This window comes from Psychrobacter sp. NPDC078631 (genome assembly GCF_050268165.1).
Classification (GTDB): Bacteria; Pseudomonadota; Gammaproteobacteria; order Pseudomonadales; family Moraxellaceae; genus Psychrobacter.
This window is the reverse complement of the sequence record NZ_JBNNGG010000001.1, coordinates 748,361-765,495: the sequence shown is the minus strand read 5'-3', so window position 1 is coordinate 765,495 and position 17,135 is coordinate 748,361. Positions and strand designations below refer to the sequence as shown.

Sequence of the window (17,135 nt, the reverse complement as noted above, 5' to 3'; positions counted from 1 at the left end):
AACACAATACTCAACCAGTAATTGCATATAAAAGATTGCAAGCGACGTGCCATAACATCATTTAAGCTTGCGCCAACGGGGCGCATTCTGCGATTAATGCGTTGATTTGCCCTACGCAAGATCCACAATTGGTACCTGCTCGGCACTGCTGACCCACTGCCGTCGCACTAGTACAACCATGCTGTGTGATAGCCTTGATAATGGTGTTTTTTCCAACTGACATACATGAGCATACCAAGGGACCTGGATCGACATAACCACTGGCAGGCCGCCCCGCGAGCAACCATTTATATCGTTGATTGACAGGTATTTGGCTAGTATCCGTAAAACAGCTATCGAGCCAGCGGACACTCGGTAATTGCTGTTGCGTTGGGGCAACATAAATAGCCATAATCAGTTGTGTACTGGACCTCTCATCATCAGGTGACCCACTATTTATGGCAGCGTTGTTTGAGTCTGTCTCAGGCGCAGATTGTGTCACAATAAAACGCAATTGATTCTGTACATTATCGACCGTAAACGCCGTATGCATGACACCCTCTTGAGAGTTTGGCTGTGATAATGATTGCATAGACGCTATAAACTGCTGCCAAAACTCGGGGCACGCTAAGGTACTACTAGCCTCCACCATCGGGCTAGCGAGATTGATCAAGACGCTGTTATTTTGATGACTCAAGCTCCAAGTGAGTGCAGGTAATGCCTCTGGTAAAATGTTGTTTGAACGTGCTTCGCATTTTGTTTCAGACAATCCTTTCTCTGACGCTTTGGCAGAAAAATTGTCCAAAATAGTACGTAGTTGCACTATAACGGCGTCTTGCCACTCAGGATGCACCAAAATCTTGCCAAATGATTGCATAGGAACGGGCGTGACACTAATCGCCGAATTTTTGAGCTCTGGCTGCCCTGAATGCGGATCGACGACTGTTGGAATAAGGGGGCCTACACGAGCAAAGCTAGCAAAAGCATTGCTCCAATGCATGGGCATAAACGCATCACCAACGCGCAACGTATCGCTAATGGCAACTTGCGCCATTACGGTACTTGCGGGCTCGTTGCCATCCCTAGCCGCACTCATCGCGGCGTCACTGACTACGCCATTACTCGCCATGCCGTTCTCATAGCTTTCATACTTTTTGTAGTTTTCATACCTACGATGCAGTTGTACAAAGTCGTTGTCTTGAACGCCCAGTTGCCGTGCATCATTAGGATGTATGGTCAGTGTCGGTATTGGCTGATGTTGGTTTAATTGCGGTGCAAGGCCAGTACGAGTCATGGTATGCCACTGATCGCGCAGCCTGCCTGTAATCAGGCGTAAATGAATTGCTTGGCTTTCAGATTGATTATTATGCTCAAACTCACGTTTAGAGGGTGTTCGATTATCAACAATCAGATGGGGGTTTTTCTTGCTTTGATGTCGATGCACATTGGCTACGCTCGCTTCATCAGAGGGCGTAATAGCAATTAACTGTGACTTAGTAACAGTAGCAGCGGAATTAATGATCTCGTTTTCTAAAGGTTTTATCTTATCAATCATGGAGATACGCGTACCACCCCATTGAAACGGTAACATCTCTTCGTATGCTTGCTGACTGAGTACGACTGGCTGATATGTTTGATTGCCTTTATGATTAACATGTTGGCTAATATATTGGTGAGCAGATTTATCGGTTGGCATCTCATCTGTTATTAGAGCAGACAAGTCTTTGCTAAGATTCAGATAACGAGGATAGATCTTAGTAGAGTGAGATGTGCTGTAGTTATTGTTATGCGTATTACCATAAGCGGTCAATGCCACATGCTCATTAAATATCTCGCTAGGATGTTGGTAATCAAATCCCGTTAATCCCATGCGTGTGGCAATTTGAGACAGTATCCACCAATCTGGTTTGGCAAGCCCTGCTGCAGGCATTAATGTCCGCTGCCGAGATATGCGCCGTTCAGAATTGGTGACCGTTCCAGATTTTTCGCCCCACCCTTGAGCAGGCAATACAATATCGGCACACTTTACCGTATCACTGTCTACCGAGCAATCAGAGACAATCACCAAATCACATTCAGCAAGCGCTTGGCGAAAATTATCGGCATCTGGCAAGCTAACCACGGGGTTGGTAGCCATAATCCAAATGGCCTTGATACGACCATCTAATATGGCAGCGGCCGCATCACAGGCTTTGACACCCACGTTTGGGGTGATAGTTTGAGGCGACTGCCAAAAATCTGCCACGAGCTGACGATGATCGGCATTGTCTAGTTCTAAATGCGCCGCTAACAAATTGGCAAGGGCGCCGACTTCTCGTCCACCCATTGCATTAGGCTGTCCAGTAAGTGAAAACGGACTGGCCCCTACTTTGCCCACACGCCCCGTGAACAAATGGGTATTGATAATAGCATTGACCTTATCGGTTCCGCTTTGTGATTGATTAACGCCCATACTAAAGGCAGTAACTGTTTTATCAGTGGCGGCAACGCATTCATAGAACTGGCGGATACTATCCGCAGACACTTGGCAGGCGCTAGCGACTTCATCAATGCTCCATGCTTTGGCCGCATTCACCGCATCATCAATACCCAAGCTTTGGCTAACATATTCATCATCTTGGCAACCTTGTTGATCTAGGTAATGTAGCAACCCATTATATAAATGTGTATCCGTACCCGCAGCAATTGGTAAATGCAAATCGGCAAATTCACAAGAGTCCGTACGGCGTGGGTCTATCACAATCAGTTTTTTATTAGGATTGGCTTTTTTGGCTGCTAAAAATCGACCAAACAAAATAGGATGGCACCACGCCATATTGGAGCCTACCAGTACCAATAAATCACAAGCCTCCAAATCCTCGTAATTACCCGGCACAAGGTCTGCACCAAACGCACGTTTGTGCCCAGCTACTGCAGATGACATACACAGCCGAGAGTTGGAGTCGATGTTATTATTACCAATAAACCCTTTTATAAATTTATTGGCCACGTAATAGTCTTCAGTCAGCAATTGACCTGAGACATAAAACATAATGCTGTCTCGCCCGTGTTTGGCGATGGTGTCATTTAAACGACTGGCCACGTCATCTAAAACGGTGTCCCAGTCTGTCTGATTTATCAGTGGCTTGTCGGATACGTCTATAGCATTGAAATAATTACCCAATTGCATAGGTTTATGCTGTTGCATGACTGCTTGCTTGTTTTGATAATATGGCTCGGTCAAGCGGCGCGCAGTGCCCAATGTTTGTGCCAGTGCACTCCCTTTTGAGCACAATTTACCAAAGTTAGCCGGATGCTCAGGATCTCCTTTGACGCTCAGCACCTCTGTTGCATTCACGCTCGCTAAAACACCACACCCCACGCCGCAATAAGGGCACGTCGTGCGGATAGTAGTGATCGAACTATCGATCAAGTCATCAGTCGATTCATCAATTAAATCATTAATCAAGTCGCCATCAGATAACGATGGTGCTTTTTTTATATTTTTGGCAGCACTTATATCATGTGTCTCAATGACTCGGCCTGTTGCTTTTTGCATGCTATTAAGTAGGCTATTAGCTGACACTACTTTGCTAGCAGCAGATTGATTGGCGGTAGCATCATTCATAATGCATCCTCTAACAGTTCGGCCACTTTATGATGATTGATGTTCTTGTCCGTATCTTCAAGCTCTATATCTACTTCCCTAGTTGGCGAATTGCTTGGCATTATTTCATCCAAATGACAATATGCTTCGCCAAATATGAGTGTGTCTTTGATAGGCGTAATATCAACATTATCTATAATCAACTGACTGTAAAAGCTGCCATCGCTGGTGTCCCCATAAAGTACAGCGCCAATGAGTTTTTTTTCTTTGAGGTACAGACAGTGATAATGGTTTAATTCAGGCTGACGATATACGAGAGTCTCAATAGAGTCGGCAGCGTCATCATCGAAAGCAATTTGCCCTGCAGAAAATGCCGACATGCCAGATACTTTTAATTTTAATGACAGCGGCTTGCTGACAAAAGGAACCCAGTGAGTTGGTACGGTGGCTCTACCATCTATCACATTTATATCGTTTTCTATCAAAGCATCTTTTAAAACCGTGACCAACGTATCCACTTGTTGATTTACCGGCGCCACCATTCCAAATAGCTCGCCATCTCGCTCTATACACTCACCAATGGCATAAACATTAGGACAACTGGTGTGCATAAAATCATCGACCACAATACCGCGATTAACCTCGAGTCCGCTTTGCTTAGCAAGCGCTGTATTGGGTATCACACCCACTGCCATCACGATAAAATCGGCCGCTAGCATGCGCCCGTCTTTTAAAGATAGTCCGCACACTTCTCCTGCGTCATTCATCTCGATGGCCTCAGTATGGGCAGAAACCGCGAGACCAACCCCTCGGCGACTGAGCTCAGCTTGCAAAAGCTCGGCCGCTGGCAGGTCTAGTTGACGATTGAGTACATAACCATCCATATGAATGACCGTCATGCTCGCGCCCTGTGCCGCTAACGCGCAGGCAGCCTCTAATCCCAGTACGCCACCGCCAATCACTAAACCCGTTTTTCCTTGACTAGCATAACCCATCAAAGCGGTCACATCGGCAAGGTCTCGAAACACATGCACGCCCTTAGCCGTGTGATTGGGGAACGGAATGACTCGGGCAGTTGACCCTGTGGCCATTACTAACTTGGCGTAGTTGAATGTTTGCCCATCATCTAGCTCAATACACTGGCACTTGGTATCTATTGTCTCTACTGCAACCCCAGCCAGCACGGTGATACCTAGCTGCTCATACTCTGAGTTGTCATATAAATAAGTATCTTCAAACGCTGTGTCGCCAGCCAATACGGGTGACAGCATAATTCGGTTGTAGCCCACGTGCGGCTCTTTACTGATTAACGTAATTGGCAAACGGGATTTATCATCATTTGATTGCGTGCGAGCAAGCTCAATGGCAAAACGACTGCCTGCCATGCCCGCCCCGATAATAACGATGCCAGCGTTTTTTTGACGGTCTGATGCTAAGGCGTGAGTGTTGGTATGAGTATCTACCGTAGTGGCGGCTTGCGACATAGATAGCGACATAAACAGAAAATTCCTTAGCCGCGCGGAGCAGCATTGAATGCAAAACAGCGTGTCATGAAAAGTACGCCAACAACAATAAAATGATGACAAACTCTATGAAGCAAATGCCATGCCATACCAATAGAGGGTTACGCTTAATGAGGGGTTCTGGGTCGCGGCTATGCGCTTTATTATCAGGGTTAAAATCCTGTAAAAACTCACCAATGGCTTGATAGCGCGCGTTAGTATTGACATGCAGCGCACGCATGAGTGCCTGTTGGCTGGCGTCAGGCACATTCTGCTGCCGTAGCGGCTGCGCGGGCATAAGTAATGTTTGGTTTGGCATCATTAGTGTCTGGGTATTAAATGGCAATTGTCCCGTCAGCAATTCATAGCCAATCACTGCAATTGAGAACAAGTCAGAATGCACACCTTTTGGTGCATCGGTGTAATATTCTGGTGCAGCATAGTGCAAATCACCATTTGGTGGTCGGGTACTGTCTTTTAAGATAGAGGAACTGGCGGAACCAAAGTCAATCAGTTTGACCGCGCCTGATTTGGTCAAAAGAATGTTTTCAGGTTTGATGTCTTGATGCAGCAGATAGTTGCGATGCATGACTCGAACTGCCATGCCAATTTTGGTGAGTAAATCAAAGGTTTGCCACACATCACAAGGCGCATGACGATCCATAAAATCCCGTAAACTCTCGCCGGCGATATATTCAGTCAAATGATATAAGTATGTGGTACTTGCTGGTACTGGATAGTAACGCAGCAGCCCCGACTCACTGAGCCCAGAACCCACACTATGACCAATATTGTTGGATGCAGGATTGACAGGCAATCGATTGGGATCAGCTTGATTGTAAGCCGACTCTCCTGCGCGGCGATGTTTTGATAGGCTCAAACCAATTTTACGTTCTTTTAGAAAATCACGCAGATAGTGACCATCGGCGACCGAATCTAAACTGGGTGATTTTAAAACAAAGTCATTATTGTATTCATCTTGCACCCAGTACACGTGACTGCGAGCCGTACGAGCGATAATACCAATCACAGTAAAACCATCAATATGATCGCCTATCTGTAAATCGGTTGGCAGCTGGTAGCGATTCACATCATGTATGACCGTATCCAGATTATCAAAGTCAATGCCATCAAAATGGCCAATACCTTTAGAACCATTGATAGAAGTAAAATGGGCTGACCGTGTGTTCATACTCAGCATGACCATACTTAGATTGTCATGACTACCTGCACTAAAGGCTTGCTCGCACACGGCTTGACTGGTGTTAAACCCTAGCGGTAATTTGTGTGTAGTAGCCATCAACTGAAATATATTAGTCGCACTGCTGCACAGCTCAAATTGCAACTCTGTGGGCTCTATATGCTCATACACCCCATCTGTCATAATGGCCAAACACTCGTTTTGATGAAGGGTAAATACTGATTGTTGTAGCTCTAACTGGCTATCTGCGCCGATAGCTGCAGCAAGCGCTCCTTTATCTTGGCCGCGGTGCACGCGGTGATCTTTGCTCAATACTGTCAGACAATCTACCCCCACGCGGTATATTCGAGAGTCGCCTGTATGAAACAGGTGAATACGGTCACCGATACAGAGCAAGCCTGATAACGTAGACAACAACGGCGGCACCCGTTGATACGATTGAGGAAAATATAGGATATCGTTGGCTTTGTTGACTGCTGTTTTGATAATAGTGGCGACTTGATCATCATCAAAACTGATGGATAATGTCTCATCTTGTGATTGTGCCAGTGCAGTCAACCCTAATGTTATTTTGTGAGCAATGGTATTCACCACTAGCCTACTTGCCTGTTTTGGAAACTGACAAGCGCTGACCCCATCTGCCATCAGCACCAATAGTGGCGCTGATGAGGACGGGTGAAATCTTGCTTGAGATATTGAGCGATTGGCATTAGATGATTCTTCACCTGAATATTGATAGGGCAAGCAGGTGGTAATAAGTAAACTGTCTTGGTTTTCCGTCTTGCGGCCTGCCATAGTAAAAAAATCAAGCCACCATAATGCAGTACTGGCATCAACAATATCTTTATTTCCACCAGTCTCATCAATAGCAACAAACTGACTTGACTCTATCAAAGATGACGGATTGCCTTTATTGAAATGAACAGCCATCTCATCCGCATTTTGAATATTGTTTCTATTGGCGTTTGCTGCATGTGTTATCGTCATCTGTCGTCACCCCATACTATCTATGACTCACTTGTATTTCGGCAAATGTGCCATCTGGCATCTCTTCAATAATGATGCCTTCTGGCTCTTTTAAGAGAAACAATGCAAAGAATCCAACCACTGCTGTCGCGGCAATTACAAAGAAAAACACTTGATAAGACACCAGGCTCAGCACCGTTAAATACACCACTGACCCAACATTACCATACGCACCTGTCATCCCTGCAAACTGCCCTGTCATACTGCGTTTGATCAGAGGAATCACCGCAAAAACAGCGCCCTCACCTGCCTGTACGAAGAATGAGCAAAACATTGTGATTAACAATGCCAATGCCAGTGGCCACGTTGAATCAAGGAAGCCCATTAATAGATACCCGATAGCCAAACCAGCTGTCAAAATCAACAAAGTAATTTTGCGACCAAACTTATCACTTAGCCAACCGCCACCTGGGCGTGACATTAGATTCATAAAGGCATAGCTCGATGCCAATACCCCTGCCATCACAATCGATAAACTAAAAGTTTCTTGATAAAACAAAGGTAGCATCGACACGACAGCGAGCTCTGAGCCGAACGTAGCAAAATACAAAATATTTAAGATACCTACTTGCTTAAAATCATAACGATGCGCCACTGGTACAGGCGTGGTGAAAACCTCTTTATTAAAGCGGTAGCTACTGATGAACTCGTAAACATACAGTATCGCAAGGCCAATATAGACCATAGTGACACTAGACTGGCTCAGTAAGCTCACACCATCAGGTGATAGTTTCCATGCCAATAATGCCAATGCCAAATACATAGGCAGTTTAAAAACCATCATTAACCAAAAATCACCCGATGACGTCACCATCATGGCTCCTGATTTTTTGGGTTTAAAATAAGTAGCCCCTTTGGGTGTATTACGCGCCATCTTATAAAAAATGATGCTATAAATCGCCATCACTACCCCTGACGTGGCTGTTGCATAACGCCAACCTTCATCACCACCGAACACTGCTGCGGCACCAATCGCGATAGTCGGCAATAACAGTGCCGCTGCTGCCGAGCCGAAATTACCCCACCCCCCATAAATGCCCTCAGCTGTTCCCAATTCATTGGTTGGAAACCAATCGCTCATCAAACGGATACCCACCACAAAGCCTGCACCCACAAAACCTAGTAAAAATCGAGACAGTGCCAAGGTGTTGTAATCCTGCGCGAACGCAAAAGTAAAACAAGGAATAGCACCAATGGCTAAAATGGCGGTATAAACAATACGAGGGCCAAAACGGTCTGTCAGCATCCCGATAATTACGCGGGCAGGAATAGTCAATGCCACGTTTAAAATGAGTAACGTTTTGACTTGATCTTTACTCAGATTGAGTGTTTCTCCAATCGCTGATAAAAATGGTGCATGGTTAAACCATACAAAAAAGGTAAGGAAAAATGCCATCCAACCTAAATGAAGGATTTTATTTTTACCCGTAAATGACAAAACATTAAGCTTGTCTTTACTAGATGCAACGGGGGCTGATGATGACATAGGCAACTTCCTCAAATGATTAACTTCAGGGTTCTGACAACGTACTAAAGGTACTAAGTGTTCAAAAAATGCAGTATTCAAATATGATAAGTAGCAATGTTTCAAGCAGTGCAATGGTTATGCCAGTTATTTGTGTACGCTGCCAGATCCATATAAAGACCAACGCTTATTGAGGCTCTAAGCGCCTTTACTGGTGGGTCTATAACCATCACCACACCTGATGCTTATGCTAATAAAGCATTAATACAGCAGATTTAAAACACTCCATCAGCCTCCCTTATAAGCAGCAATAACATCCAACTTGGGGCACAGCAGTAACTATTTTGGTGCATTAATTTTTGATATCGCTGTCGTTAATAATCGTGCTCACCCTGATTTTTGGCAAATAGCAACGCTAATCATGCTGACATAAAAACCTTAGTACATAAGCGACTGATCTCGATACGGCATACCTTTATGTCCGATGGCAACACGCAAAAACCTAGCTAATCGAAGTGCTCTGGCATGATTATTGAATGCTCTGTAATAGTAGGTATTAACTGCTGTTTATCAGCTGTTGTTGAGAGACGGAGCCGTTTATAGCGTGATAAAAAATAAACGATGTCCGTATTCAACCAGCCCCATTACTAAGGACAGACGCATGATTAGCACTGCATTGAACACAGAAAAAAAAGGCAATTTGGTGGTGATTGGCAACGGTATGGTCGGTCATCACTTTATTGAACGAGCAATTGAGCAAGGACTACACCAGCAATTTGACATTCATGTATTTGCTGAAGAAGACCGCCCTGCTTATGACCGTGTTTATTTGTCGAGCTATTTTGAACATCAAGATGCCAGTAAGTTGAACCTAGTAGATTTAACAGCTTATGAATTATCAAAAGTTAATTTGCATTTGAATCAGTGCATTGTAGATATCGATTCAGCCAGTCAGCGTATTACTACTGAGGCAGGCGAGATTATTGAATACTCTGAGTTGGTGCTAGCGACTGGTTCATATCCTTTTGTGCCGCCCATCCCAGGTCGCGAGCATCCGCATTGCCACGTATACCGTACCATTGCAGATCTAGATGAGATTTTAGCAATTGCCGATCTGCCCACTGTCAAAAAAGGCGTGGTGGTTGGTGGTGGTCTACTGGGGCTTGAGGCCGCAAAAGCGCTCGTGACGTTAGGGCTTGATACCTATGTGGTCGAGTTCGCACCGCAATTGATGGGCGTTCAGCTTGATGCCGCTGGTGGTGAGATCTTAAAGCGTAAAATAGAAGCGCTGGGTGTCAAAGTACTGACGGGGAAAAATACCAAAGAGATTCTATCCAATACTGCACCCAACTCTGATGACACCAGCGGTGACGGTCAACATTTAACCATGCAGTTTACAGATGGCACCTCTCTAACAACCGATATGATTGTGTTTAGCGCCGGTATTAGACCGCAAGACGGTCTCATTAAAAACAACCCAGAATGCGGTATCGAAATGGGCGGGCGTGGTGGCATCTTGATCAATGAGCAATGTCGCACCAATGTAGATCATGTTTATGCCGTGGGCGAATGCGCAGTATGGGACAACAAAGTATTTGGTCTGGTGGCTCCCGGCTACAACATGGCCAGTATCTGTGCCGCGCAAATCGCTGGTGATAGCAAGCAGATATTTGCGGGTGCTGACATGAGCACCAAGTTAAAACTGATGGGTGTTGATGTGGGTAGTATTGGCGATGCACATGGTACGAGTGACGGCAGCTTGAGCTACCTGTATCAAAACCCAGCTGAGGGCATTTATAAAAAACTGGTCACTACACCGGATAACAAACGCTTGCTTGGTGCTGTATTGGTAGGCGACACCGAAGACTATAACAACTTATTGCAATTGTATTTAAATGACATTGACCTACCCGCACACCCAGAAAGCCTGATATTACCCAATGTCGAAAAACCCGTGATGGGCATCGACAATCTGCCAGATACTGCCACGATTTGTTCTTGTTATAACGTGACCAAAGGCGCTATCTGCTCGGCCGTCGAAAACGGCGCATACTCCGTCAGCGATGTAAAAACCGTGACCAGTGCCGGTAGTGGCTGTGGTGGCTGCGCACCTATGGTCAAAGATACGGTCAGCTACCAACTCACCGCCATGGGCTTTGAAGTAAACAATGACTTGTGTGAGCACTTTGCGTACTCTCGTCAGGATTTATATAGTCTGATTCGTGTGCACGGCATCAAAACCTTTGATGAATTACTGACTGAACATGGTAGCGGTCATGGCTGTGAGATATGTAAACCAACGGTCGCCTCTATTTTGGCATCGTGCTGGAATGACTACGTGCTCAAAACCGAGCTAACACCACTACAGGACAGTAACGATTACTACTTAGGTAATATCCAAAAAGACGGCACTTATTCCGTCGTACCGCGTGTGCCGGGCGGTGAAATTACTGCAGACAAGCTCATCGTACTGGGTCAAGTAGCGAAGCAGTTTAATTTATACACCAAAATCACTGGTGGGATGCGGGTCGATCTGTTTGGCGCACGCATGGAGCAATTGCCTGATATTTGGACGCAACTGGTGCAAGCAGGCTTTGAGACTGGTCATGCCTATGGTAAATCTTTACGTACCGTGAAATCTTGTATCGGTAATAACTGGTGCCGCTACGGCGTCGATGACAGTATTGGCCTCGCCTTGAGATTAGAAGATCGTTATAAAGGCGTGCGCTCGCCGCACAAAATCAAGATGGGTGTGTCAGGCTGTATGCGCGAATGTGCTGAGGCACAAAGTAAAGACTTTGGCATGATTGCGACTGAAAACGGCTGGAATTTATTTGTCTGTGGTAATGGCGGTATTACCCCGCGTCATGGTGAGCTGTTCGCCACCGATCTGGATACCGAAACCATGGTCAAATACATCGACCGCATCATTATGTTCTATATCAAAACAGCGGACAAGCTACAGCGCACCTCAAAGTGGCGTGAAAGCTTAGATGGCGGGCTGGATTATCTAAAAGCCGTCATTATTGAAGACAGTTTAGGCATAGCAGATGAGCTCGAAGCACAAATGCAGTTATTGGTCGACAATTACGTGTGTGAGTGGGCAGCGACGATTAATGACACCGAAAAACTCAAACGTTTCCGTCATTTTGTAAACAGTGAGAAAGGCGATGATAATGTCGTTTTCGTGACTGATCGTGAGCAGATTCGCCCAGCGACTGATGCGGAGAAAGCAACCATCAATCTGGTTGAATTGGCCTAGCCAATGATGAGTGACTTGTTAATTATCACAAAAAGCAAGGCGCTGTTTTTTCCACTCATGTTTTTAGACTCAAGCTTTACGACTCATTTTCTCAAATCATGTTTTGCAAATTGCAGCTTATCACTCACGATTTATCATTCATACAGAGCAACATTATCATCACTAAGGATACCGCCTCATGAACCAACAGACTATTTGTACACTTGACGATATCATTCCTGAAACCGGTGTCTGCGCCCTGATAGATGGCAAACAAATTGCTATTTTTCGTACCAAAGAGAACGATTTATTTGCTCTTGATAACTACGATCCATTCAGTCAAGCCAATGTATTGTCTCGGGGGTTGATTGGTGGCACCACGATTACAGATGATACAGGAACAGCAAAAGAGGTACTTTATGTGGCCTCGCCCATCTATAAACAACGCTTTAACCTAGCTACTGGCCAGTGTTTAGATGATGAGAGTATTGTGCTCAATACTTATAAATTTGAACTTGACGGAAATAATGTAGTGGCAAAATATGAATCATAAGCGACATTATCTCTTATTTTGATAGGTTGTTAATAACTGCTCTATTAACCTAAAACATCCTTTAATTCTGAGATTCAAAGGATGTTTTATTTTTGATAATCACGCTGAAATATCATGCATTAAACGTTTCAACATATCCAACCAAACTGAAAAGCGGACAACTGTGTTTTTAATTTGGTGAGAAGTAGACTTGATGCCTTATGTCAATCCTCATGCACCCGCTATTATTATAACGGCGCATATTATGCAACCTTATACCCTTACAGCTCCCTATGCACGTGAGTTGTGCTTCAGGCTATATACTTGGCATCATCGTTCTAGAACGAATAATCTTTCCACAATACTCTAACATCTCGCTCAGGGTCGTTAACAATTTTAGAGTCAGTATCAAATACCATCGTTGCTCGATCTGCTAGTCGATAGTTATCCCATGGTGCTTGTCCAGAACGAGCAAACTCGATCCAGTTTTGATGCATGGTATCGGCAAGCTTTTGCGATGGTTGATCGCCAATAAAGCTTTTGGCTTGCTCACTATCAAGAGCGTTAAAAGTAAAAGGCACATCCACAAAATGCGCGGCGCCTAACTTTCCATCAAAGGCTGGTGAAAACCACGAAAAGTTATAATGCCAGACTTTATTGCCGTTGTTAACCAAGTGCTCAGCAATATGGACTGCAGGCATCCGAAAGGTATAATCAGACTGAATGTCAGCAAAGCTATCGCCAATAGATTTTTCATTCTTAATTGGCGCGTAAACATCACGCGATGCACCACTCAAAGATAAATCACTCAACAACTGCGATCTTTGTGTTGCAGGAATTTGGTCGATAGCACCGCCTGGAACATAATACAGTCTGGCTTCTTGATCCGTACTACCCACGATAACGGGAATGGCTGGATCTGTATTGTTCGCCAGATCTCTCATAGGTGACTCTTTGATGACATCTCCATCAGCGACAGGCAAAAACGCTGTGCCGCCCCAAGACATCATGCCCCACTGGTCTCGATTCTTTATAGTGTTACCAATATCAATAACTTCAGTGACTAACGTTTCAAGAGGAATTTGAGAGATATCGCTTATCGTTGCTGATACACCCAGCTCTTTGGCAAAAGTTTGGCTAACTCGATCTGCTTGCTCCATGGTCATGAATTGCATTGGTGGGCTTTGCATGATTGCTTGTTGAAAGAGACCTTTTGCTTTATCTGTGCCCAACAGTATAGCGACGCTTTCAGCACCTGCCGATTGACCGAACAGAGTAACGTTCTCTGGATTACCGCCAAAATTGGCAATGTTTTTCTGTACCCATTGTAGTGCCGCAATTTGATCGAGAATACCTCTATTATCTGGCGCACCATCTAAATGCATAAACCCATCCACACCAACTCGATAATTCACAGTGACGACAATCGCGTCATTTCTTGCAAAGCTAGTACCGTTGTACGCCTCTTCTCCTGCATCTGCCCGAATAAAAGCGCCGCCAGGTATCCACACCATCACAGGTAGCTGCTTATTTGATTGTAGAGCAGCTGTTGGTGCCCATATATTTAAGGTAAGGTCTCCTGCAGCACCGACAAGCTCAACCGTCTGCTCTCTGCCTGGCTGCGGAACTGGCGCTGTTTTTTTTGTGGCGTCCAAGACTCCTTCCCACTTTTCATACGCCTGAGGAGCTTTAAACCTACGCGCTTTTGTAAAAGGATCATGAGCATAAGGAATACCATAAAATGACGTAACGTCGGCATTCACTTTACCTTGAACGTCGCCTTGATGAACAGAAACCGTCATCTGCTGTCCTTCTATATCGTTATTCGCTGCAAATGAAGATGCCATATTAAAGCTTAAAATTATGACTGTCGCTTTGCAAAACCTTTTTACCATATGGTTCAAAGCCATCATTATGATTCCTTTTTTTGTTTACTTGTCTTTCTTATGAGAGTGGTAAAAGTGGATACCCAACCTGAAGCTTACTGTTCCTTAGAATAATACCGTGCTCTGATCAAAATTTTTATAAGATAAACGTAAGGGTTTTATAACGTGATGATGAGCGCATATACGACTAAAAAATGCAGACTAACGATTTGAGATGAAATGAAAAAGTCATATTTAGCCAAACTGAAAAGCAGACAACTGCGTTTTTAGCACTTGCTGGGAGTAAATCTTGTGCCCTTTGTCACATCCTGCTGCACCCACCGCTATCATAAGCGGTAACAAATGCTCCTCTGCCCCTAATGGATGTGAGTCAAGCGCGTGAGGAGCATTTTTCCAGTTGACCAATGCCGCAAGTCGTTTATCCGAATCTGCTGATTCTACAGTATTCGTTAGCCATTCATCAAAACTCTCTGATGGTTCAGTAAAGCTGGTATCGCCATAACCGCGCATATTATGAAAGCTCATGCCGCTACCGACGATTAGTACCCCCTCTGTACGTAATGACGCCAGTGCTTGACCAGCAGCCAAATGCGCTTGTGGGTCTAAATCATGACGCAAGGATAGTTGCACCACTGGAATATCCGCCTCAGGAAACATTAGCTTAAACGGTATAAATACCCCATGATCAAAACCGCGCTCCGCATCTTGTTTATTACCTACCCCTGCCTCTGTCAATAGCCGGCTGACTTGCTTTGCCAATGCTGGCGCGCCTAAGGCTGGATAAGTCAAACTATAAGTATGCTCAGGAAAGCCATAATAATCATAAATGAGATTAGGTTGTTTGCCAGTGGTGATACTGAATTCAGCCGTCTGCCAATGTGCACTAATGATTAAGATAGCCTTTGGTCGCTCAGGCAAACGAGCAGAAATACTTTTTAAAAACATTGCCATCTCATACCACATATCCGCTGGTTGCCAATCCATAAAAAAACAAGGCCCTGCGCCATGCGGTATAAAAAGTACAGGCTGGCTGACTGGCTCATTAGATAAAAGTGTTGTCATGGCTTTCCCCTGGTTGCTTGTCTTAAATGGCTCTTATTAAATGGCTTTGTTCACGAAAATTGAATGATCCCATTTACAACTATAAAACCTATCCTAATTTTTCTGATAATACCTTATCCATACTGAAGGAACCGCCACCTTGGATGGCTAAAGCAAGTGTAGCTACCATCAATGTTAATGCGTATTCATAACCACCATTATCAGCAAATAGCCCATTGCTAATATGGACAGAAAAAATAGCCACCAACATGGTAAAGGCTGCGGCTAAAGCAGCTGGTCTGGTTAGCAGACCTAATACCAGAGCTAGACCACCGAAGAACTCAGCACCGCCTGCTAGTATCGCCATCAAGTAACCCGGCTCCATACCCATACTGCTTAACCATTGAGCCGTACCTGCTAGCCCATTACCACTGAACCAACCAAATAATTTTTGGGCGCCATGAGCTGCTAAAATCAGGCCAACGGGTACACGAAGCACTAAGGCCGCTGCTCCAGCTTTTGATGTCAAAATAGTATTTAATAGTGATGATTTCATTGATGCTCACTCCATAACGTATGATTAGAATAAATAGTGTCGAAAATGATATAGGCACACTTTACTATCAACGCTATAAAAGAGTAAGCTCAGTTATATTGAATAATTATCAACATACTGTTTATAATTGATTTGATATCGAGAGAATTATAGGAATAAACATGGATAGAATCGATGCCATGCGCGCTTTTGTCGCGGTAGTGACAGAAGGCAGCTTTAGCAAAGCGGCTATTACGATGCAGCTCTCGCCGCAGCTAGTAAGCAAGTATGTGGCAAAGCTAGAGGAGGAACTACATACTCGCCTGCTCAACCGTACTACACGCAAAGTCAGCCTGACTGAAGCTGGCAGTCAATACTTTACACATGCGCAGCAGGTTTTATTGAGTATTGATGAGATGGCATCGCAGTTAGGCGGCTTACAGCAGCATCCCAAAGGCGTCCTGCGCATCAGTGCGCCCGTGTCCTTTGCCTTAAAGCATATGGCAAAACTCATCACTGATTTTCAGGAGCGCTATCCGTCAGTTACCGTTGATTTGCAGTTGAGTGATCGAAAAGTAGATATCGTTGAAGAAGGCTTTGATATTGCCCTGCGTATCGGACAGCTCCAAAGCTCGTCGCTTATCGCCAAGCAGATTGCTCCGATTCGTGTAGTGTTATGCGCCTCACCCGAGTACCTCAAAGCTCATGGCACACCTAAGCAACTTGAGGATTTAGAGTCGCATCGCTATTTGCATTATAGCTATATGAATGTCGAAACTAAGGGTCAAATCTACAAATACCTAAAAACCAAACAATTCAAAGAACGTAGCGTTTTTCATAGTAATAATGGCGACGTACTCGTTGAAGCAGCTATTGCAGGCGGAGGATTGATATTACAGCCGACTTTCATTGCTAGCGAAGCATTAAGTACTGGCAAGTTGGTCTTAGTGTTGCCAGAATATGAACCTAGCCCTTTAGGCTTGTATGCTGTCTACGCCCATAGAAAACTACTACCTCACAAAGTCAGATGCTTTATCGACTTTATGACCAACTACTATGGCACGCCGCCATATTGGGATGAGAATATAGCGTACGCACCAAACGACTAATTACTCATCATACAAAAATCTGTTTCGTAGCA

10 protein-coding genes are annotated in these 17,135 nt (G+C 44.7%); 3 read left to right on the top strand and 7 right to left on the bottom strand.

Going from position 1 to position 17,135, the window contains the following annotated elements; translation table 11 throughout:
- Window positions 1-61 precede the first annotated feature (61 nt).
- Genes ACQKCP_RS03055 through ACQKCP_RS03040 form a run of 4 tightly spaced genes read right to left on the bottom strand, consistent with a single transcriptional unit; the run spans window position 62 to window position 8,780 of the window.
- Window positions 62-3,586 (bottom strand): molybdopterin-dependent oxidoreductase, encoded by a 3,525-nt coding sequence (locus tag ACQKCP_RS03055; protein ID WP_427611238.1) that lies wholly within the window; start codon window positions 3,584-3,586, stop codon window positions 62-64.
- Complete coding sequence (locus ACQKCP_RS03050) at window positions 3,583-5,061, bottom strand: NAD(P)/FAD-dependent oxidoreductase (protein WP_427611237.1); 1,479 nt, start codon at window positions 5,059-5,061, stop codon at window positions 3,583-3,585. The genes ACQKCP_RS03055 and ACQKCP_RS03050 overlap by 4 nt, the downstream gene beginning before the upstream one ends.
- 52 nt (window positions 5,062-5,113) lie before the next feature.
- Complete coding sequence (locus ACQKCP_RS03045; RefSeq protein ID WP_427611236.1) at window positions 5,114-7,255, bottom strand: protein kinase domain-containing protein; 2,142 nt, start codon at window positions 7,253-7,255, stop codon at window positions 5,114-5,116.
- Between the two features lie 16 nt (window positions 7,256-7,271).
- Window positions 7,272-8,780, bottom strand: coding sequence for a NarK family nitrate/nitrite MFS transporter (locus tag ACQKCP_RS03040; RefSeq protein ID WP_427611235.1), 1,509 nt, complete (start codon window positions 8,778-8,780; stop codon window positions 7,272-7,274).
- 640 nt (window positions 8,781-9,420) lie between these two features.
- Here ACQKCP_RS03040 and nirB point away from each other — a divergent pair.
- Together nirB and nirD are read left to right on the top strand one after the other, a co-directional pair.
- Window positions 9,421-12,021 (top strand): nitrite reductase large subunit NirB, encoded by a 2,601-nt coding sequence (gene nirB, locus ACQKCP_RS03035; RefSeq protein ID WP_427611234.1) that lies wholly within the window; start codon window positions 9,421-9,423, stop codon window positions 12,019-12,021.
- 178 nt (window positions 12,022-12,199) lie between these two features.
- Complete coding sequence (gene nirD, locus ACQKCP_RS03030; RefSeq protein ID WP_427611233.1) at window positions 12,200-12,553, top strand: nitrite reductase small subunit NirD; 354 nt, start codon at window positions 12,200-12,202, stop codon at window positions 12,551-12,553.
- A 317-nt stretch (window positions 12,554-12,870) separates the two neighbouring features.
- On the opposite strand, the gene ACQKCP_RS03025 is transcribed toward nirD, so the two are convergent.
- The 3 genes from ACQKCP_RS03025 to ACQKCP_RS03015 all read right to left on the bottom strand — a co-directional run bounded on the left by ACQKCP_RS03025 (window position 12,871) and on the right by ACQKCP_RS03015 (window position 16,015).
- A complete protein-coding gene (locus tag ACQKCP_RS03025) occupies window positions 12,871-14,379 on the bottom strand; it encodes a carboxylesterase/lipase family protein (RefSeq protein ID WP_427611232.1) in 1,509 nt (502 codons plus the stop codon).
- A 273-nt stretch (window positions 14,380-14,652) separates the two neighbouring features.
- Window positions 14,653-15,480, bottom strand: coding sequence for a DODA-type extradiol aromatic ring-opening family dioxygenase (locus tag ACQKCP_RS03020; protein ID WP_427611231.1), 828 nt, complete (start codon window positions 15,478-15,480; stop codon window positions 14,653-14,655).
- A gap of 88 nt (window positions 15,481-15,568) precedes the next feature.
- Window positions 15,569-16,015: a DoxX family protein gene (locus ACQKCP_RS03015; RefSeq protein ID WP_427611230.1), complete on the bottom strand. Its 447-nt coding sequence runs from the start codon at window positions 16,013-16,015 to the stop codon at window positions 15,569-15,571.
- A 161-nt stretch (window positions 16,016-16,176) separates the two neighbouring features.
- Here ACQKCP_RS03015 and ACQKCP_RS03010 point away from each other — a divergent pair, with 161 nt between their 5' ends.
- On the top strand, window positions 16,177-17,103 hold the full coding sequence (locus ACQKCP_RS03010; RefSeq protein WP_427611229.1) for a LysR substrate-binding domain-containing protein: 927 nt from the start codon (window positions 16,177-16,179) through the stop codon (window positions 17,101-17,103).
- The last annotated feature ends 32 nt before the right edge of the window (window positions 17,104-17,135 follow it).